The sequence below is a fragment of the Lysinibacillus sp. S1 genome, from assembly GCF_044986265.1.
Classification (GTDB): domain Bacteria; phylum Bacillota; class Bacilli; order Bacillales_A; family Planococcaceae; genus Lysinibacillus; species Lysinibacillus capsici.
On sequence record NZ_CP173154.1, the window covers coordinates 944628 to 964504 of the forward strand.

The 19877-nt window shown below is 40.6% G+C and carries 18 protein-coding genes; 2 read left to right on the top strand and 16 right to left on the bottom strand.

The window, feature by feature from the left end; translation table 11 throughout:
* Positions 1-3: 3 nt before the first annotated feature.
* From ACHZEU_RS05125 to ACHZEU_RS05170, 10 genes are all read right to left on the bottom strand, one after another.
* Complete coding sequence (locus tag ACHZEU_RS05125; protein WP_404804127.1) at positions 4-936, bottom strand: LD-carboxypeptidase; 933 nt, start codon at positions 934-936, stop codon at positions 4-6.
* On the bottom strand, positions 933-1880 hold the full coding sequence (locus tag ACHZEU_RS05130; protein ID WP_404804128.1) for an ATP-binding cassette domain-containing protein: 948 nt from the start codon (positions 1878-1880) through the stop codon (positions 933-935). Before ACHZEU_RS05130 ends, ACHZEU_RS05125 begins: the two co-directional genes overlap by 4 nt.
* Positions 1873-2946, bottom strand: a complete 1074-nt coding sequence (locus tag ACHZEU_RS05135) for an ABC transporter ATP-binding protein (RefSeq protein ID WP_404804572.1) — start codon at positions 2944-2946, stop codon at positions 1873-1875. Before ACHZEU_RS05135 ends, ACHZEU_RS05130 begins: the two co-directional genes overlap by 8 nt.
* Complete coding sequence (locus tag ACHZEU_RS05140; RefSeq protein ID WP_404804129.1) at positions 2939-3913, bottom strand: ABC transporter permease; 975 nt, start codon at positions 3911-3913, stop codon at positions 2939-2941. The genes ACHZEU_RS05135 and ACHZEU_RS05140 overlap by 8 nt, the downstream gene beginning before the upstream one ends.
* On the bottom strand, positions 3913-4857 hold the full coding sequence (locus tag ACHZEU_RS05145) for an ABC transporter permease (protein WP_054550857.1): 945 nt from the start codon (positions 4855-4857) through the stop codon (positions 3913-3915). The genes ACHZEU_RS05140 and ACHZEU_RS05145 overlap by 1 nt, the downstream gene beginning before the upstream one ends.
* Before the next feature lie 82 nt (positions 4858-4939).
* A complete protein-coding gene (locus ACHZEU_RS05150) occupies positions 4940-6763 on the bottom strand; it encodes a peptide ABC transporter substrate-binding protein (RefSeq protein WP_404804130.1) in 1824 nt (607 codons plus the stop codon).
* Between the two features lie 303 nt (positions 6764-7066).
* Complete coding sequence (locus ACHZEU_RS05155) at positions 7067-7861, bottom strand: M55 family metallopeptidase (RefSeq protein WP_404804131.1); 795 nt, start codon at positions 7859-7861, stop codon at positions 7067-7069.
* Positions 7858-8589 carry a M15 family metallopeptidase gene (locus ACHZEU_RS05160; RefSeq protein ID WP_048390226.1) on the bottom strand — a complete coding sequence of 244 codons (732 nt, stop codon included), beginning with the start codon at positions 8587-8589 and terminating at the stop codon, positions 7858-7860. The genes ACHZEU_RS05155 and ACHZEU_RS05160 overlap by 4 nt, the downstream gene beginning before the upstream one ends.
* Before the next feature lie 287 nt (positions 8590-8876).
* Entirely contained in the window at positions 8877-9935 is a 1059-nt protein-coding gene (locus tag ACHZEU_RS05165; RefSeq protein WP_404804132.1) for a P1 family peptidase, read from the bottom strand.
* Between the two features lies 1 nt (position 9936).
* Positions 9937-10635 carry an aspartate/glutamate racemase family protein gene (locus ACHZEU_RS05170; RefSeq protein WP_048390223.1) on the bottom strand — a complete coding sequence of 233 codons (699 nt, stop codon included), beginning with the start codon at positions 10633-10635 and terminating at the stop codon, positions 9937-9939.
* A 224-nt stretch (positions 10636-10859) separates the two neighbouring features.
* Between ACHZEU_RS05170 and ACHZEU_RS05175 the strand changes: the two genes are divergently transcribed.
* Positions 10860-12257 carry an alanine/glycine:cation symporter family protein gene (locus tag ACHZEU_RS05175; RefSeq protein ID WP_404804133.1) on the top strand — a complete coding sequence of 466 codons (1398 nt, stop codon included), beginning with the start codon at positions 10860-10862 and terminating at the stop codon, positions 12255-12257.
* Between the two features lie 140 nt (positions 12258-12397).
* Here ACHZEU_RS05175 and ACHZEU_RS05180 read toward each other — a convergent pair whose 3' ends face one another.
* The 3 genes from ACHZEU_RS05180 to ACHZEU_RS05190 form a co-directional block, all read right to left on the bottom strand.
* Complete coding sequence (locus tag ACHZEU_RS05180) at positions 12398-14359, bottom strand: methyl-accepting chemotaxis protein (RefSeq protein ID WP_404804134.1); 1962 nt, start codon at positions 14357-14359, stop codon at positions 12398-12400.
* Between the two features lie 174 nt (positions 14360-14533).
* Positions 14534-16213, bottom strand: a complete 1680-nt coding sequence (locus ACHZEU_RS05185) for a methyl-accepting chemotaxis protein (protein WP_279494592.1) — start codon at positions 16211-16213, stop codon at positions 14534-14536.
* Positions 16214-16368: 155 nt separating this feature from the next.
* A complete protein-coding gene (locus ACHZEU_RS05190) occupies positions 16369-17187 on the bottom strand; it encodes a hypothetical protein (RefSeq protein WP_288580259.1) in 819 nt (272 codons plus the stop codon).
* A gap of 101 nt (positions 17188-17288) precedes the next feature.
* Here ACHZEU_RS05190 and ACHZEU_RS05195 point away from each other — a divergent pair, with 101 nt between their 5' ends.
* Entirely contained in the window at positions 17289-17855 is a 567-nt protein-coding gene (locus ACHZEU_RS05195) for a hypothetical protein (RefSeq protein ID WP_004229454.1), read from the top strand.
* A 30-nt stretch (positions 17856-17885) separates the two neighbouring features.
* Here the strand turns inward: ACHZEU_RS05195 and ACHZEU_RS05200 are convergent, their stop codons facing one another.
* From ACHZEU_RS05200 to ACHZEU_RS05210, 3 genes are all read right to left on the bottom strand, one after another.
* Positions 17886-18422, bottom strand: coding sequence for a DUF1572 family protein (locus ACHZEU_RS05200; RefSeq protein WP_404804135.1), 537 nt, complete (start codon positions 18420-18422; stop codon positions 17886-17888).
* 63 nt (positions 18423-18485) lie between these two features.
* The gene (locus ACHZEU_RS05205) at positions 18486-19367 is read right to left on the bottom strand and encodes a hypothetical protein (protein WP_048390209.1); all 882 of its coding nucleotides are present in this window, start codon (positions 19365-19367) and stop codon (positions 18486-18488) included.
* Positions 19360-19875, bottom strand: coding sequence for an RNA polymerase sigma factor (locus ACHZEU_RS05210; RefSeq protein WP_048390207.1), 516 nt, complete (start codon positions 19873-19875; stop codon positions 19360-19362). Before ACHZEU_RS05210 ends, ACHZEU_RS05205 begins: the two co-directional genes overlap by 8 nt.
* Positions 19876-19877 lie beyond the last annotated feature (2 nt).

The window sequence follows — 19877 nt, forward strand, 5'->3', positions numbered from 1 at the left end:
CACCTATCCAACTACATGGATACGCTGATTGTCCGCATCCATCTTGACGCTTCTTCCTAAAGGAAGCGACATCGTTGGTAAACAATGACCACATGCCAAATCTGCAATCATAGGCTTCCCTAAAGGCACTAGAATTTCTTGAAAAATAGTTTGTAATGATAAGCTATGAGCTGGCTTTTCGGGATTTTCAGGTTCGCAATTTGTCCAAGCGCCCAATAAAATGCCTGCCACGTCATCTAGCTTTCCTGCCAGTTTTAATTGTGTCAGCATACGATCCACCCGTTGCTCCGTTTCATCGATATCTTCTAAAAACAGAATTTTACCTCGTGTATCAATTTCATAGGGTGTGCCAAGTGAAGCTGTCACTAATGTTAAATTGCCACCGATGAGTTGACCTGAAGCGCTCCCAGGAACCAGTGTAGACATGGGCTGGTGAGAGGGATTTTTTAAGTAATACGCCTTTCTTTCATTCTCCATAATCAGCTGAATGAACGACTGCCAAGTATAGTCATCCATCTCCTGTCTAATAAATTCTGTGGATGGCATCGGCGTATGATAGGTTACAAAGCCACATAGCTGATTAAAAGCTATATGTAGAGCGGTCACATCACTATAGCCAGCAAATACTTTGGGATTGGCACTTATCAAGTCAAAGTCTAATTGGGCTAAAATTTTCGTCGCACCATAGCCCCCACGTATACAAAAAACACCATCAATCATTGGATCATCAAACATACGATGAACATCTGCTACCCGTAATTCATCTGTGCCTGCTAAATAGCCATGTCTTGCGTGACAGGTCTCCCCAACGACCACATTGAGACCTAGCTTTTCGATACTAGCAATAGCAGGTTGCAGCTTTTCGGGTGGCGTTGCTCCAGAAGCACTAATAAGACCAATTGTGTCACCCTTTTTCAATGCCTTTGGACAAATCATATCTTTTCCTCCCTTTTCAGTGAAGTACGATAATGGGCCAGTTCCTCTTCATTGGCTAAAATAAAATGACCTTCCTCTATTTCAACAAATGAGGGGGGATTTTCCTCATAGCGATGCTGTGACGGATCATACACTTCTACAACTTTCTCCCGCTCCTTATAGGGATTCGGCTCTGGTACTGCTGATAACAAAGCCCTTGTATAAGGATGCAGCGGATGAGCAAAAAGCTTTTCTGTTTCCGCTAGCTCCACAATCTTCCCCTTATAAATGACCGCCGTACGATCCGTAATAAAACGGACAATCGATAAATCATGGGCAATAAATAAATACGTTAAATGATTTCGCTGTTGAAGGCTTGCTAATAAATTTAATACTTGCGCTCGAATGGATACGTCCAAAGCAGATATAGGCTCATCTGCAATGATAAATTCAGGCTCCATCACTAACGCTCGAGCAATGSYARTWCGTWKGCGTTGASMTSCTGAAAACTCATGCGGAAAGCGGCTTGAGAACTCTGGAAGTAGCCCAACGTTCAATAACGCATCGCGCACCTTTTGTTGTCGATCTGCCTCATCTTTATATTTTTTCGARGGGTATAAGCCCTCTGAGACAATATAATCTACTTTTGCTCGTTCATTTAGAGATGCCATAGGGTCCTGGAATATCATTTGGATTTTTTGCGTAATTTCTCTATCCCAATCTTTAGGGATTTTCCCCTGAATACTTTTGCCATGGTACAAAATTTGTCCCTCTGTGACCTCATTGATGCGCATAATCGCTCGACCAATCGTTGTCTTCCCTGAGCCTGACTCACCTACAATGCCAAATGTTTCGCCTTTAAAAATTTGAAAGCTGACATCATCAATGGCTGTAAACTTATTTTTCCCTTTGCCAAAAACAACAGATAAATTTTTTACTTCTACAAGCACCTCTTTATCAGTCATTCGCATACTGCCTCCCCTCTGCAAAAAATGCTTGTAAGGCTGCTGGAGGCTCTACCTTTGGTGCAAGTGGGTCTAATAACCATGTACGAGCATAGTGGGTATCACTGACCTGAAAAAAAGGTGGCCGCTCGATAAAGTCAATTTTCAATGCATATGGATTTCGTGGGGCAAAGGCATCTCCCTTTATTTCCTGAAAAAGATTCGGAGGTGTGCCCTTGATGGAATACAATTGTTCCCCTTTTGAGCCAAGCTGTGGTAAAGAGGAAATAAGCGCCCACGTATAAGGATGCTTACTATGAAAGAAAATTTCATGTGTTTCCCCAACCTCGATGACATCGCCCGCGTACATCACGGCAATACGGTCAGCCACTTTTGCGACTACGCCTAAATCGTGCGTAATATAGACGATTGTTAAGCCGTATTTTTGCTGAAGACTTTTCAAGAGCTGTAAAATTTGTGCCTGAATGGTTACATCCAAAGCTGTCGTGGGCTCATCACATATTAAAATATTCGGCTTACACGCAATGGCAATCGCAATAACGATACGTTGGCGCATCCCTCCTGAAAATTCATGGGGGTATTGCTTATAGCGCTTTTGCACATCGGTAATGCCGACATCTGTTAACAGTTTTAGTGTTTCTGTATAGGCTTCCTTACCTCTTAAGCCTTGATGCATAACCACACATTCTTCAATTTGCTTTCCAATGGTTTTGAGCGGGTTTAACGATGTCATCGGATCCTGTGTCACCATCGCTATTTCCTTACCACGAATCCCTAGCCATTCTTGCTCTGTTGTGAATTTGCCTAAATCCTGTGCATTGTAAATAATTTGTCCCTGCTTAATACGACCATTTTTATCGAGCAAGCCCATAATGGATTTCATCAGCACGGATTTACCCGAACCTGATTCACCCACAATGGCTAAGCTCTCTCCCTTGTAAAGGTCGAGTGAAATACCGCGAATCGCTGTTAAAATTCGACCACGTAGCGTAAACTGAATCACTAAATTTTGGATGCCTAATATGCTTGATTTTTTCACTGTCACTCGCTTCCTCTCCTTATACATGGTTTTTCGGATCTGCTGCATCTGCAAAGGAATTACCAATAATATAAAATGCGATCGTAATAACGCTTAGCACAATACTTGGGAAAATAAGCTGATACCTTAGATCTGGTGACATCATAAGGACACGTCCTTCATTAATTAAATTTCCTAAGGATGGCTCACTGATCGGAAGCCCTAAACCAATATACGTCAAAAAGACTTCGGCCCCAATTGCAAAGGGTATCGCTAAGCTCATGCGTAGCATAATGACAGAAATTAAATAAGGTAATAGATTTTTTAGGATAATACGATAATCAGGTGTGCCTAAGCACTTTGAGGCTAGATTATATTCGCGGTCACGCAAAATAACAATTTGATTGCGGATAAACCTCGCCATTTCCACCCACCCCGTAATACACATGGCAATAATAATGGTTGAAATACTTGGCCGTAAGATATAGGACATTAAAATAAGCACAATGGTTGTGGGGATATTATCGACAACATTATAAAGCTGTGTTATAGGCGCTTCTAATTTCCGTGAAAAGCCCCATAGSGTGCCAATTGTAATGCCCACCACTGCCTCCACTAAGGCGACAACACAGCCAATAAAGAGTGAGGTTCTCGTCCCCGCCCAAATACGAGACCATAAATCCTGACCGATTGAATTCGTGCCAAACCAAAATTCTGCACTAGGTGCAATATTACGTGCCTGCATCCCTGTTTGTTCATCCAAGTAAATTTCAGTTGGTGATTTTTGCGCAGGTAAATAGGGCTGTAGAATCGTAAAGCCAACAATGATGATCACCCCAACTAATAAAAAAACGGCTAGTCGATTTTTCAAAAAGGATTGCCATGTAGATCGCCAATAAGAATAATTTGAATAGCCCGTTTCCTCCGCCTGTCTTGCGTCCACTTCGGCAAATTCAAWTAGRGTYTCACSTGMTTTATTTGAAATATTAKTGATTTCATCTGTATACATCCCCATTAACGCACACCCCCTCCCTTGCCTAATTTAATACGAGGGTCGACAAGTGCCATGGCAATATCCCCTAAAATAAGGCCAATGATACCAAGGGAAGAGAACACTAACACTAGGCCTTGAACAATCGTATTATCCTGTCGCTGAATAGCATCCACAAGTAAGCCCCCCATCCCTGGAATGGAATACAACGACTCTATATAAATCGAGCCTGTAATCGTAAACAGAATCGTTGCAGGTAAATATTGTGCCATGGGAATAAAGGCATTACGTAATACATGTTTGAACATCAGTGTCCGCTCCTTTACGCCCTTTGCCCTAGCCAGCTTAATATAGTCCTTGTTCAGTTCATCCACCATATAGCGTCGCATCCACATCGCGTAGGAGGCAGTTGGCGCCAATGCCATTGACGTAAGTGGAAGAATCCAAGTAATCGGCCTGTATTCATCAAACAGCATCGGTAATTGAAAGAGTTCTGTAATATACATTTGAATAACTAAGTAATAAACGGCCGCAGGGACTGCAACAACAAATACGATATAGCCTGTCCCAAGTCGATCCAGCCAACGTCCCTTACGATAGGCCATCATTATTCCTAGCGGCACACCAATCAGGAGTGATATAGCGACTGCTCCTAAACCAAAGAGCAGAGAATACGTGATTTTATCTGCAATAATCGTCACTACTGGGACATCGGTACGATAAGTCACTGATTTACCCAAATCCCCCTGCAGTAAATTCTTGTAAAAATTCCCTAGTTGGACAAGGATTGGGTCTCGCAAGCCCAGATTTGTTAAGTAAATTTCCTGCTGAGCAGGTGACATTTTATCAGCTGCCGCTCCTAAATAGCCTTCCTCTGGCATTAGCCGTAATAATGAAAAGACAATGGTGATGATAATAAAAAGGGTTAAAACGGATTGTAATAGTCGTTTTCCTATATATTGCAACATCGCGCCATCCTCCTTTGTCAAAAAGACGAAAGGAGATGCCGACTATTCTTTTCGGTATCTCCTTTTCATCTACGAAATTCTACTACTTTTCAGCATTGGCTAGTGCTTCCGCACGTTCTTGCTCCCACTCTGCAAGCGCTTTTTTAAATTCTTCATTACTCATTGGCTTTTCTAGCACTTGCTGGCCTTTAAATTTCTCTGCCGTTACACCAAATGGCGAATATTGCGCCTCGAATGGATTTAATTTAGATGCCATATAGCCACTACCACCAACTGAATATGGAATAACAAAGGCTTCCTCAATTAAAAACGCTTCTGCCTTCGCAAATAGCTCATAGCGTTTGGCTGTGTCAATTGTTTCTTTCGCTTGATCCACAAGATTTTGATAAGTKGTTTTACCAKTMGCCTCTTTATAGCCCTCTGCTAATTCTGGTTTATTGTAAGTACCATCGACTGTGAAAGGATCTGTATACGTAGATGGATCTGCAAAATCAGGACCCCAGTTCGCCTCTAAGAGGGCAAATTTACCTGGACGACGTACCTCTGATAAGAAGCCTGTCGATGGACCAGCCTCTACAATAATGTCGACATAATCTGTCCCTAGTAGTTTTTCCATTTGCTGCTCGACTACTTGAGAGCGATTAGCCCAATCTGGCATACCAGCGTTATAAGGCATTAAAACCTTTACAGGGAATGTGGCCTTACCTGCTAACGCTGTTTTTGCCTTTTCTTTATACTCTAGGGCCAGCTCTTTATTGAAGGAATCCTCATTGGAAATGGATGTAAGGGGTGCTAGTTGTGTATAATCCACTCCTTCCACATCAACAAAGTTTTTCGGTGTAATGGTATTGCTCAGCAAATCTGCTGGATTATATGGCTCAACCGTTAGCATCGCGGAGACACGGTCAAGCGCATGGAATAAGGATTTGCGGAAATCTTTATTATTGACGGCGATTTTCCAGTTATCAGGCTCGTATTGAGCGTCAAATTGTGGGTTGAAGTTGAGTGCATAAAAGTAGGTATAGAAGTTATTTTGTGTTTGACGAACCTGAGATTTTTTCTTTTCATCTTTAAACCATTCATCAATGATGGAGGTCGGRATACTAGCCGAATCGATTTCGCCACGTAAAAATAGCTCAGGCGCCACAGTTGCCGCTTCTTTATTGTATTTATAGCGAATACGGTCAATCAGCACCTTGTCTTTATCCCAGTACGTTTCATTTTTCACAAGAACGCGTTCATTTTGTGGCTCAAATTTATCTAAAATATAGGCACCGTTATAGAGGAAGTTTTCACGTGTTGTGCCAAAATCCTCTCCCTTTTCCGCAATGAACTTGCCATTCACAGGGAAGAAACAAACATAATTCAACATAGAAAGAAAATAAGGTGTCGGCGCCTCTAAAGTATATTCTACTGTATGTTCATCTAGCGCCTTTATGCCTACTTCCTTGAAATCGTTCATCTCGCCATTATAGAAGGCTTCCCCATTTTTCACCACCGTCGCAATCCAAGCTGTCGACGATTCATTTTTAGCATCAAGCACATAGTGTAAGCCATCCACAAAGTCTTGTGCCACAACATCAGCATATTCCTTGCCCTCATGTGTCACCCATTTTGCGTCATCACGCAATTTGAATGTCCACACCGTAGCATCCTCATTCGCAGACCACTCTTTCGCTAATCCTGGTTGGACCACCCCATAGTTGTCATATTCAATGAGCCCATCCACCATATTCGCAGCTACCGCAAATTCATTTGTTTCTGACGTCTTTAAATAATTTAACGTTTTAATTTCCCCTGAATACACCACTCGATATTCCGATGCTTTTTCACTCGCTGATTTGTCATTACAGGCTACACAAAATAATACGACCAGACATACGAACAGCAACCAATATTTTCTCACAAGCATCCCCCTAGTCATCTTTTTATAATGAAAATCCTATTGGTAGGATGGATTGCATCTTCAATAGGATCATTCAAACATAAGCTAGGTCTGTCTAAATTGACCATCTATCGATGAAATGAACAACGGTACATACTCATTGTCACAGTTATGAGATTAAATTGTTGGTTCTATCAACTACCAAACCACTCAGACAGCGTGTCCCACTGCTTTTTGAGCGGGTCCACCACTTTTTTGATCACTTCTCACCTTTCATGAATTAGAATCCTCACTTGATTTAAAAGCTCTCACTAAACCTTTCCATCATGTTAAAAATTGCAGGACACGCAGCACCTCATAAAAATCATGGGTCATGAACTCCACGGTATTATGCGGTTTGAATTTGGCATTTGGATAAAATGAATTACGATAGGCTCGTGTATGATCACGATAAATAAGCTCTACCCTAAAGTGTTCTGGCAACGTTACCTGTAATGCGGTACGAGGAATCTTCATAGAMGACTCTACCAGNCGCTTGGTTTCCATGATAGTTAGTTGTGGACTGACACTAATCGTCGCATTGCCGATTCCTTCTTTAGTAGCAAATGTGACAATGTGTTCGTTTACGGCCTGAATCTCTTCTGTTAACCCCACATCCCCACTCACAAAGGACACAGGAACACCGTGTAAGGCTGCTGCATACGTATTGATCAGAAATTCACTCGCATATTCGCCATTGATTTTGACATCCGCGTATGTGCAAAGTGTATGGGCTAGTGGGTTACGCTCACKGCCACCCTTGCTGTGATAGCCGATAAAAATAGYACGATCGAAGCTTTTATCGAGACCCGCTACCATACACATAGGGTCGTATGTCCAGCCACGGATAACTTTACAGTTGATTGGTAAATTGGAAATGTCTAGATTGCGGGCTGAATCATGTGCGTCCTTTACTAAAATTTCGGTTGCGCCCCCCGCTATCGCTCCTTCAATGGCAGCTTCTACTTCACGTGTCATTTGTCTTTGGAAAAACTGATAGTCAGGTGCGTTTAACTCGGTCTCACTCCACGAAGTTGTACCTGTAATCCCTTCAATATCTGCACTAATATAAACTTTCATAGAAATCGAAACTCCTTTACATGGTGATTTTGAATTGTTGCGTGTACTGCTCCGTAATGCGCTGCCTGCGCTTGAACACGTCTAGCCCATGCCACATTGCCATAATCATAATGCCACCATTCCTCCGCATAGTTCGTAAATCCAGCAAGTGTCATACAGTTATACAGCAAACGTCGGTACTGACAGGCAAGCGGATTTTCATGCGTATGTTGTTCAAAATAACGGGTCGCGGATTTTTCATTCATTTCATCAAACGCTGTCCCAAGATCGAGGGCTTTACCATGAACATCAGCCAGTGTTACATCGATGGCACCCCCTGTTAAATGGGGGGCTAAATGGGCTGCATCTTTACTTGGAAATGCTACATATTTTTTGGTCGCCTGCACAATCTCTTGTGATGTTAACTGCGGCATCCTTTTTGCTAATTGCTGAGAAAAATGGCTAAACAAATGCTGCTGTACTTGAAATGGACGATAGCCATCATAAAGTAATAAGCAATACTCTTGAGGTAATAATGTTAACACCTGTTGCAAACGCTCATAGACTCCTTCTCTTACATGAATAACTCGTAAACTATTAGAAATCTGTTGCTGATAGTAGATGGGTTCCATAAATATCCTAGGATGAGCACCTGTAAGCTGGATAAGCGGCTCATTGTTTTCACAGACAACTGGTGATGGCGAGGGGCTTCCATTTAGAGAGGGTGCTATCGGTTGAAAAAGGTTCATAATAACAGAACCCTCCTTTAAATAGTTAGATAATTCAGTTTTTTAAGTTGAATGTTATCATATCTCTCTACCATTGACTAGATAAAAAAAGAATAATTACAAAATAATGGATATATTCTTACAATGATACATATTCCAGCAATTGACGGGTCGAAAAACCACTTATATCCTCTAATTAAGGATTTTATTCATCTTATAGCTCGCTCATGCTAAAAAATTAACGAAAACTGTTTGGTGGCCTAAAAAAAGCCATTGAAACACAATTGCTGTTTCAATAGCCTTTTCTTTTATGCCTGTTGAAAGGAGTAAGCTTGTACAGTATGTCCATTGCGGCCAGTTGTTGTCTGTGCCTGGGATAATGAATTTAGTATCGCTTCCTCTGTCGCTTCCGCTGCGGCTGTAAACAGTTGATTCATGATGGGATGATCCTCACGAAGCTGAGTTCTAGTCTCAATAAGCTGATCAGCGGTATGAGGAATACAATGTGCSGTCGTGAAGCCAATCACAATATCGCCACTACCATGTGAAAAATGACTGCCTGTCCGTCCCAAACCGATACCACAGCGTTTAATGACACGTGTTAATTGTCGATTACTTAGCGGGGCATCTGTCGCAAGGACAATGATAATGGAGCCATCTGTTGGTGATAGAGTAGATTGGTTTTGCATAGTTGAGACTTTGTAATGCTCGGCTAAAAACTCCCTGTCTTGTCCAAAGTTACTAAGAACTAGGCAGCCTACTGTATAGTTCACTTCATTTGATTCTACTTTGACGATGCGAGAGGAAGAACCAATTCCTCCTTTGTAGCCGAAACACATCATCCCTTTTCCTGCACCAACAGCGCCTTCCTGTGCCGTCTTTGTAGAGGCTTGACGAATGGCTTCTATGGCATGCGCAGGTGTCACTGGACAAGCTCGAATCGAATTAAGATAACTATCATTACACTCGCCCACAACGAGATTAATGGTTCCTGTTGTCAGTCCAATGTCTTCATTCCTATCAAGCATATAGCTTAATGTACCTTGTGTCACAGCGGGTACGCCAAAAGTATTGGTTAACATAATGGGCGATTCCAGTACACCTAGTTCATTCACTTGCACAAGTCCCGTTGTTTTCCCAAAGCCATTTAGTACATAGCTTGCCGCTGTTACCTTTTGCTGAAATACATTGCCTCCATGCGGTAAAATAGCTGTAACGCCTGTACACGCATAGGCCCCATTCTGATCTAATGGCTCATCCAATGTCACATGCCCCACTTGAACTCCTTCTACATCGGTGATGCAGTTTTTCTGACCAACTGGTAACACACCAATTTCAATACCCAATTGTCTTACTTTTCCCTGCATATTATGCATCCTCCTGAATCGCCATTAACACAGCAGCCTGTGCATGGATAGCCGTTGTATCAAACACGGGAATGCTGACATCCTCCTGCTGAATCAGTAAGCCTATTTCCGTACAGCCCAAAATTACCCCTTGCGCCCCCGCATGTACAAGCTCCTCGATCACTTGGCTATAGTACGTTTTAGATGCTGGTACAATGGTACCAAGACACAATTCATCGTAAATAATTCGGTTTACTTCCATTCGGTCGTTGCTGTCAGGCACAATCACCTCTATGGCAAAGCTTTCTACCCTTGCCTTATAAAACGCTTGCTCCATTGTGTACTTTGTGCCAAGAAGCGCTATTTTCTGTAACCCCGCTTCTTTGATTTGCTTAGCTGTGGCATCCGCAATATGTAAAATAGGGATGGTTATAGCAGACTCGATAACATCAATGACCTTATGCATTGTATTGGTACAAATGATGACTAGGTCTGCGCCTGCCCGCTCAAGTGCTTGTGCAGCTTGAGCTAGAACCTCACCTGCTTTGTCCCACTCCCCGCTAGCTTGAAAATGCTCAATTTGCTGGAAATCTACACTAAACAAAATACATTTCGCAGAGTGTAGGCCCCCTAGCCTATGTTTAACCTGTTCATTGATAAGTCTGTAATATTCAGCAGATGACTCCCAGCTCATCCCACCGATTAAGCCGATTGTTTTCATGTCTACATCACTCCTTTTTCTATTATTATACGCCTCCCTCACACAAAAATAAGGGAATTTTCCAAAAATAATATATAAGGATTGGAAAATAGTAGATAAAATGAGTTTTCTCAATTAATAAATTATAAATATCAAAATTTTAGTATAATTCATTATTTTAGAAAAGTTGATTTTTAATAAAAAAACAGTGTAGACTAAAGCGTATTGTGAAAGGAGGACAACTTATGGAATGGATCTCAACAATAGTTGACAGTGGAAATAATATTTTATGGACATATATCCTCATTATCTTACTTTTAGCAGCAGGACTATATTTTTCATTCGGTACGAAGTTTGTACAAATTCGTCTTTTTCCAGAAATGTTTCGTTTAATTGTAGAAAAAAGAGAGGGCGATTCGGGGGTTTCTCCGTTCCAAGCCTTTACCATTAGTGCTGCTTCACGTGTCGGCACAGGAAATATTACAGGGGTAGCCTTAGCCATTGGTGTAGGCGGTCCTGGTGCAGTATTTTGGATGTGGATAATCGCGATTTTAGGGATGGCCACTGCCTTCATTGAAAGTACCTTAGCACAGGTCTATAAAGTGAAGGATGGCGATACATTCCGTGGTGGGCCCGCCTACTATATGGAGAAAGCATTAGGTCAGCGAAAGCTTGGCATTATTTTTAGTATTCTATTAACATTAAGCTTTGGCTTTATTTTTAATGCTGTGCAATCCAACACAATTGCCACTTCAGTCGGCGAAGCCTTCGATGTAAATCCAAAGATAATCGGGGCTATACTTGTCATTTTAACTGGATTAATTATTTTTGGTGGTGTCCATCGAATTGTAAAGGTGACACAAGTTCTTGTTCCAGTTATGGCCATCTTCTATTTACTTGTAGCTCTTTTTGTAGTGGTGACTAATTTATCGGAAATCCCACATGTTTTTTCATTAATTTTCACTCATGCATTTGGCCTACAGGAAGCTGCTGGTGGCGCAATTGGGGCAGCAATCATGCAGGGCGTACGTCGCGGTTTATTTTCCAATGAAGCAGGGATGGGAAGTGTACCGAATGCTGCTGCGACTGCTAATACTTCGCATCCTGCTAAGCAAGGACTTGTACAAAGCTTAGGTGTCTTTTTTGATACGATTATGATTTGTACAGCCACTGCCTTTATCATTATTTTAGCGGGCTTATATGATAAAGGTGAGAGTGATGGTATTATTTTKACGCAAAATTCTTTAGCTGTTCATGTTGGTGATTGGGCTCCTTATTTTATTGCCATCTCCATCATTTTCTTCGCTTTTAGTTCGATTATTGGTAATTATTATTATGGTGAATCCAATATTGAATTTATGGATGCCCATAAAGCTTGGATGTTTTGCTATCGAATTTTAGTGTTAGTTATGGTCATGTTCGGCTCCATCGCACAGGTACAGCTTGTATGGAATCTCGCTGACCTCTTTATGGGGCTGATGGCACTTATCAATATCGCCATCATTATGATGCTCGGTAAAATTGCCTTCCTTGTGCTAGACGACTTTACTGAGCAACGTAGAGCAGGAAAAAATCCTGTCTTCTATGCAAAATCAATCCCAACCTTAAAAAATACAGACTGTTGGGAAGAAGAAGATCGATAAAATACTGAAYGCNACTTCTAAAATTAGARTGGCGTTTTTTCGATATTTAAATAAATGGTAATTTTATAAAAAACGGTTACTTTGCTCTACTAGTAATCAACACTTAACGCCACCCCAAAATTTTGGAGTGGCGTTGTGCTTTAATATTTAAACTGACTAATCAGTAGCTTTAATTCATCCGCCATATGTGCGAGTGCTTGCGCAGAGGCATTGATTTCCTCCATTGAGGCTAATTGCTCCTCTGTTGATGCCGCTACATCCTCAGACGCCGCTGCATTGCCTTTCGCGGAGAATGCCAAATCTTCTGTTACTGCCGCTACCTCTTGAACACCTGCAGACATCTGTTCAGAGGCTGAGGAGACCTCCTCCATTTTAGGGGTAATCTCATTCATACTTGTCATAATGACTTGGAATTTTGCAATGGCTTCATCGGAAATATGCAATCCACTTTGCACATCCTCTGTAACCTTCGCCATAATACTGACAGATTGCTCCGTTTCTTGCTGAATCCCTCGGATAAGCTCAAATATTTGTTTAGCTGATTCCTGTGATTGCTCTGCAAGCTTACGCACTTCGTCTGCTACGACTGCAAAGCCTTTCCCATGCTCTCCTGCTCTCGCTGCTTCGATAGCTGCATTTAAAGCTAGTAAATTTGTTTGATCTGCAATGCTTGTAATCACATCTAAAATGGATGTAATTTGCTGAGAGCGTTCATGCAATGTCTGGATTTTCGCATTGGAGTCTGCTACGGATAAATGAATGGATTGCATTTGATTCTTTGTATTTTGAACAGCTTGTCCGCCTTCATCCGCCTGTAATGTCGCATGCTGTGAAAGGTCCGTCACAGCGGAGGAGATTTCAGCAATATGCAGAATGGCAGTAGAAAGCTCGTGTAAAGAAGCTGCATTTTTATTGGCACTAATCGTTTGAGAATCAGCACTTGTTGCAACATCCTGAATGGAAATCGCCACTTTTTCTGTTGCAATGCTTGTCTGATTGGCATTGGCAGTTAGCTCTTCTGCTGAAGAAGCAACCTCCTCTGCATTTTGTTCAATTTTTTGTATTAGTGTCCGTAAGCTTTCTTGCATATCATTAAAGGCTTGTCCTAATTGGCCAATCTCATCTTTTGACGTAATCGTTACCATTTCCGTGAGATCCCCTTTGCTGATCGTAACCGCACTATCCTTTAAGGCTTTAATTGGTTTAATGACAGCCCTCATTACAAAATAAAAAATGATGGAACTGATGATAATTGCTGCTATGAGGACTAGAATCGTATGGTATAAAATCGAGGAAGCAGACTCATCAATTTCTTCAGCAAAAATCGTTCCTGTYATTKTCCAATWTGTCAGTTCANTTGTCGTATAGAATAATAGACGATCATCACCATTAAAGACATATTCATACGTACCTGATGGACTTTCGTACATTTTATCAAGGAAACTTTCTTTCAGCTCCCCTCCCGCTTCAAGTGTAGGATGTGAAATGACCATCTTGTCTTCTCCAAAAATTGAAGGATACCCATTTTTTCCGATTCGAATTGAATCAGCAATTTTTTGAAGATCGGTTAATTTAATATCGATTGCCACAACTCCAGCATGATCCTTCGTCTGCTTAGCAACTGTTACCACCATATCACCCGTCCCCGCATCCTTGTAAGGGTTGGTGATTAAGGTTTCACCTTTTAAAGCTGTGGCCTCTTTATACCAATCTCGATCTAATGGATTATAGTCTGCACCATTCAATTTTGGCTCCTGTGTAAATCGACCGTCATTCATGCCAATATAAACACTCAATACATCTGCATTAAGCTTTGTATATTGCTGAAATTTAGCCACAATCGAAGCTTGTGCTTCTTCATATTGACGCGCATCTATTTCACTACTAAATACATTGATGTCACTCATTTTCTCACTAATCGTTTTGTCAATGAGCTTATTTAAAATGCCTACACTTTCATTGGCACTAAATAAAATTTCTTCTTCAATCGAGTCTTTTGCAGATAAATAAGACAAACTCCCAACAGATATGACAGGGATCAGTAATACTAGCGCGAATAGCGTATAAAGCTTGCCCTTAAAACTGCTAAATAGTTTCTTCATATATCAATCTCCTTTTGATTTTTTCTAAACCTCTCCCTCTCTTTATCTGCTTAACATTTCTCCCAAAGCTTTTATCGGACGAAAAAAATTTTTTCTAACATTTTTACGATTTTCATATTATTCAGGCTTTACCGACAAATAAAACCCCTGTAACTAGACAGGGGTCAATTGAGTTTAGTATTTAAACGATTGAATGGATTCTTGCAGGTCTATTGCCATCTTTGCTAGATGGGTAGAGGCTGCTGCTACCTCCTCCATAGCTGCATTTTGTTCCTCTGAAGAGGCTGCAACACTTTGCACATGATGGCTTGATTTTATCGACACTTCACTCATATAGTCCATTTCCTGCACTAACTTTTCAATATCTTGATGAATTGCTTGAATGGCTGCCGTTACTAGCTCGGTCTGTGCTTGTACATCATTAATGGCATCATCAATTTGTATAAAGTTATCCCTTGCCACATTAACCTTTTCACGACCTACATGGACAGAATCATTACTATTAACCATATCTTCCTCGATAATCCTCGTGCTATCTGTAATTTGGGCCACTACTTTTTCAATATCGACTGCAGCAAGATTTGACTCATCTGCTAGCTTGCGGACTTCCTCTGCCACTACCGCAAAGCCTTTCCCATGCTCCCCGCTCCTTGCGGCTTCAATAGAGGCATTGATTGCTAGTAAATTGGTCTGTGTCGCTATACTCTTAATGACATTTACTGCTGATACAATCGCCGCTGTATTGTCATCTAAATCTTGCACACGTGTATTTAGCTCACTTGTGTTAGTAGAAATTTCATTCATTTGCGCTGTAACATCATGTACCGAAGAACGACCTGTTTGTGCCATATTTTTCGTGTTGACTGTTGCTTGATTCACGCTTTGTATGCTTGTAGAAATATCATTCATTTTCTTCAAAATATGGGCAGATAAATTTCGTACATCACTTGTTAATGTATCCTGCTGATCAATACCTTGTGCAATATCATGAATAGATTCTGTTACCACCTCTGTCGCCTGTGTAACCTCCATGCTACTTGCTGTTAGCTGTTCGGATGTTGCGGCAACTTGCTCAGAGGAGTTTCCGACTTGTTTCATCATCAGTCGAAGCTTTTCTGACATACTATTGAAGGAATCGGCTAAGTGCGCAAACTCATCCTTGGTTTTAAATTGTAAATGCGTATGCAAATTCCCTTCCGAAAACTTATCCATTTCAACTACTGTTTGTTGAATATTTTTTGCGATTCGTCTACCAAATAGTGTTGCAATGATAATGCTTATAAGTAGAGAAATAGCCACTAGAATCATAATTTCCAGGCCACTTCTTTCTCCTTTTTGCTTGGTAGCCTCAATATGAGCCTGCATATCTTCTTGCTGAGCTGTTGCCATCGTTTTTCCAAAGACAACCAATTTCTGAGAGCCCTCACCTAAAATCGGTAAAGCCATTTGTTGTGCTTGCTGATGATCCCCTCGCTGATAAAGAGGCACAATCTGCCCATCTATAGCCTTTTCCCAGTCGTCAAGCTGCGATAAAAATTGATCAAAATCTTGATTACTATCGCCTACTTCTTGAAGTCGATTAATCGACGTATGTAAGGTATTTCGGATTTCATGATGATTGTTGAGCATTTCTTCCTTGCCATATAACATATACCCACGAATAGCCGCATTCGCTCGTACGGTTTGGAACGAGATATCTTGATATAAATGGATTAATTCCGTATTGTCTTCGATTTCTGCTAATGTCTGATTATTATTATTCAAGTAGTACATAGCAATCCCTGATATAAGCAGTAAAAAGATGAGGACAATACCAAAAGCAAATTGCAATTTCCGTTCCACAGTTAGTCTCATATGATTCCCTCTATTCTTCTATAATCCACTTGAGTATAGCCTACCTAAACCTATTAGCCTATAAAATCTATGCTCCTCCTCCTAAACTATCGCTAAAATTTAACAATAATGAGAATTTCGCATCTAATCTATTGACAATAATATCCACTATTTTACTAGTTGAAATAGGAAGTAATCATTTGGAAACCATAGAGATAACACCAAAAGAGCGGAAGAAGTAGGAGCATTTTCAGAAAATGACCTCTTTTTTCTAAAAACTCTCGAATGCCTGAAGTTAGCATCATCGCACTCAGTAATAGTAAGCTATGTTGAGCCCCATAAATCTGCATAGAGAATGTGATGACCAAGGGCAGGATGGCTGGATAAATAGAATCTGCTAGTGATCTTTTTTCCCTCGTATCGGAGGGAATGCTTTCTTTCTCTGTGGATTTAGCGGCTATTAGTTTCTTTACAAGCATATAGACAAGACCAAAAAATAAAATTGTATAAACAATAAATAATAGCCACGACATTTTGCTTTTCTCATTTAACAAATGAAAATAATCCTCAGCTTCTTGTGCTTGCAGTACATAATACAATCCTGTTTTTTGATCCATTAGGAAGAATCGTTCATCCTCGACTATTACTTTCAAGGCCGTTTCCTTGCCATTATGGAAGTGTATGTATAAATCACTTACTGCTTCATGGTCTGCTGGTCGACTGCTAAGGTCCTTTTTAGTTTGTAAAACTTGCTGAAGGCGATCTGTATCTTTCACCTCATAGCGGTCGACGTAGAATACTTGCTTTAATGGATATAAATATTGCTCTTTGCCATTACTTCCAGACAAATACCAAGCCTCTTTAATTGATTGAATGGGAGTATGCAGCGGCACTAGCTCCTCCCGCTGCCTTTCATTGTAAATGAAGAGTAGTAGTGTGCTTATACTTAGAACAATGCCCAGAATAAGTGTATGAATATAACCACTCTTGTACACTTTATCACCTCCTTTACCACTTTACATTTATAGTAATTATTGTCATATACGATTTACTACTCTAATAAGTTTCAGCTATACTTAAATAGAGGTGATGATGTATGAGTAGACCAGAATTATACGTACATTTAGTAGTTGGTCCTGACTGTGATTTTGAATCCATGGCCATTCGAGCAGCACTGGAATCTTTTGGTGCAGGAGTGACACTCGATTTAATTGGCAGACCAAATGATTTAATTGATATTTTATCTGGAAATGATCTTCCTCACAAAATGGATTATTTGCTATTAAACTTTCACGGCGATGAGGGGCGATTTTGTCTGCCTGAGCTAGGAGAAGAGGTATATGAAGAAAATGAACCAAGGAGTATCTATTTTGACCCTCAAGATGTCTTAACCTATTGTCAGCTACAGGGTGTCAAGGTCATTGCGGCAGGCTGTACATTAGGCTGGCAGCAGCTAGCGACAGCCTTTTTAGAGAGTGGCTGTCATTCCTACCTAGCTCCTGATGATTATATTGAGGGTAATGCTAATCTCATGTTTCTAATTCACTTTTTCTATGAGATAATCACAAATCATAGAAGTCAGCAGGAGGCATTTGAACTCGCTCAAGCGACCGACCTAGAAACAGCCTTATACAAGCTCTATTTAGCAGAAAAAAGATCGTAGCACCTACTACTTGACTACGATCTTTCTTCTTTAGCGTTGATGTTTATCTAGCATGGCTTCAGTAAAAGCTTGTGACTGTCCTTTAGGAATACTGAGTGTTTGCCAATCAGAGCCCTTTACCAATTTGGCGATATAAATGATTTGACCGACGTGCTGTGCATAGTGTGCCATTTGTCTTYCAATAGCATCAATGACTGCTAGCCGCTCCCCTCTAATCGTGACATGTCCCTGTAAATCGGATTCTGTTAAACTCGCCAAGGCCTCTAAAAACACTTGCCACCCCTTGTCCCAAGCTGAGATGATTGCTTCTTTGGTGTGAAGACTATCCTCAAACTCATCATCTCGATTTCTCGTTGGCTTTTCTCCATCTGTCGTTAAAAAATCTGTCCAGCGGGAAACCATATTTCCACTTATATGCTTTACAATCACTGCAATACTATTGGATTCTTCATTGTATGCCCAGTGCAATTGTGCCTCTTCCATTTGGGCAAGTGTTTTATCCCCTAGCTCTTTCACACTTTGAAATCTTTTCTGAACAACTTGTAAATAGGTTTGTGCAATTGTCATAGTCGAACCTCCATCCCCTCTTTTCTATCATTCTATTATAGCTCAATTGAAATGTCTCATGACTTATTCGCCAAGAATAAAATCTCTTGCAAGGATTGCCATTTTTTCTTGAACCTCCTGTGGTTCTCCATCAAGTTGATACCCGATATGATAGACATAGCCGTTATAGTAAGAATAAAACTCATTGGCTCTAGTAGTCATTTGAAAGATTCGCTTATCCGTCTCATCATAATTATAATAAGTATATACATAACCTCGTTCTGGTGACATCTCCCGATAAAACAGGGGATTCATAAAATTTAAGCCTATATTCGAAACTTTCATCCCTAAAGTTTCTTCCATATTTTTAGACTTCACATAGCTCGCTAAAGGATTATACTTTACATTTGTCACGGTAAAATTAATAAATTGTAAATCCACCCCAGTAGAGGATTTTTCTTTATAGCTAAATTGAAATTGCGTTTGTTGGCTACCATCCTCCATTTTTGCTGAAATTGCATAGACCTCATGTATATTTGGTTGAAATGGTAAATTTTCAGGATCAGTGAGATGAACGACATCCTCCAGTGATGTTGCTACTGATTGCATCGCCTCTAAACCTTGAAGTGGTGCATAATATTGGATATGTTTTGCCTGACTTAAATAATTAGCAAGTGGAAGAAAATTACTGTATGCTGTGGCTTTTCCCTCCACTTCTGTTTGAAATAAATCCGTGAATGTAGGTGTTTCTCCTTCATCCTGTGTAGCCAACTCGCCCATCGGTTTTGCAGCTTGCCAGGCAATGAATAATAAAATAGAGCAGGTAATCATTATCGTAACGGCACGATATGTCCATCTTGGCTTGGGCATAACAGGCTCTTGCTGAATTTGTTGTCGAACCTTATGAATAATGGCTCCCTTGTGTGCTGAAACATCTTGTAGTACCTGCATTGTATGCTTATCCATGGAAAAGCACCTCCCATTCAATATGTTGTAACTCTATTTTTAATAGCTCCTTTCCTTTCTTTAAACGTGATTTCACAGTACCTTCAGGAATCGCAAGTAGCTCCGCAATCTCTTTAATCGTCATCTCCTCCAAGTAAAAATAGACAATTGCTTCTCGTGGTTTGAGAGGTAAGCTTAAAATGGCATCATCTAACAGCGCTTGTTCATCTTGACGAATCAGTGTGTCCGGCAATGTTGATTTTTGTTTGGTAAAAAATTTATGCTGAAATGTTATTTTTCTGTATGCCCAGCTTTTTAAATAATCTTTGCATTTATTGATTGTCATGCGAGCTAAGTATGCCTTCATCTCTCCTCGTTCCTCATATTGTTTTTGATGATAGAACTTAATAAACACATCCTGTACAATATCCTCGGCTATTTGTAAATCCTTTGTATAGTAATAAGCAATTCGAAACAATTGCTCCGTATGTATAGCCATTAACTGCTCGAATTTTTCATGATCAGACACAC

What these genes read in the sequence shown, in the direction of transcription:
- ACHZEU_RS05125 (WP_404804127.1), bottom strand. Translation starts at nt 936, where the DNA reads ATGATTTGTCCAAAGGCATTGAAAAAGGGTGACACAATTGGTCTTATT.
- ACHZEU_RS05135 (WP_404804572.1), bottom strand. Translation starts at nt 2,946, where the DNA reads ATGTATAAGGAGAGGAAGCGAGTGACAGTGAAAAAATCAAGCATATTA.
- ACHZEU_RS05145 (WP_054550857.1), bottom strand. Translation starts at nt 4,857, where the DNA reads ATGTTGCAATATATAGGAAAACGACTATTACAATCCGTTTTAACCCTT.
- ACHZEU_RS05160 (WP_048390226.1), bottom strand. Translation starts at nt 8,589, where the DNA reads ATGAACCTTTTTCAACCGATAGCACCCTCTCTAAATGGAAGCCCCTCG.
- ACHZEU_RS05170 (WP_048390223.1), bottom strand. Translation starts at nt 10,635, where the DNA reads ATGAAAACAATCGGCTTAATCGGTGGGATGAGCTGGGAGTCATCTGCT.
- ACHZEU_RS05185 (WP_279494592.1), bottom strand. Translation starts at nt 16,213, where the DNA reads ATGAGACTAACTGTGGAACGGAAATTGCAATTTGCTTTTGGTATTGTC.
- ACHZEU_RS05195 (WP_004229454.1), top strand. Translation starts at nt 17,289, where the DNA reads ATGAGTAGACCAGAATTATACGTACATTTAGTAGTTGGTCCTGACTGT.
- ACHZEU_RS05205 (WP_048390209.1), bottom strand. Translation starts at nt 19,367, where the DNA reads ATGGATAAGCATACAATGCAGGTACTACAAGATGTTTCAGCACACAAG.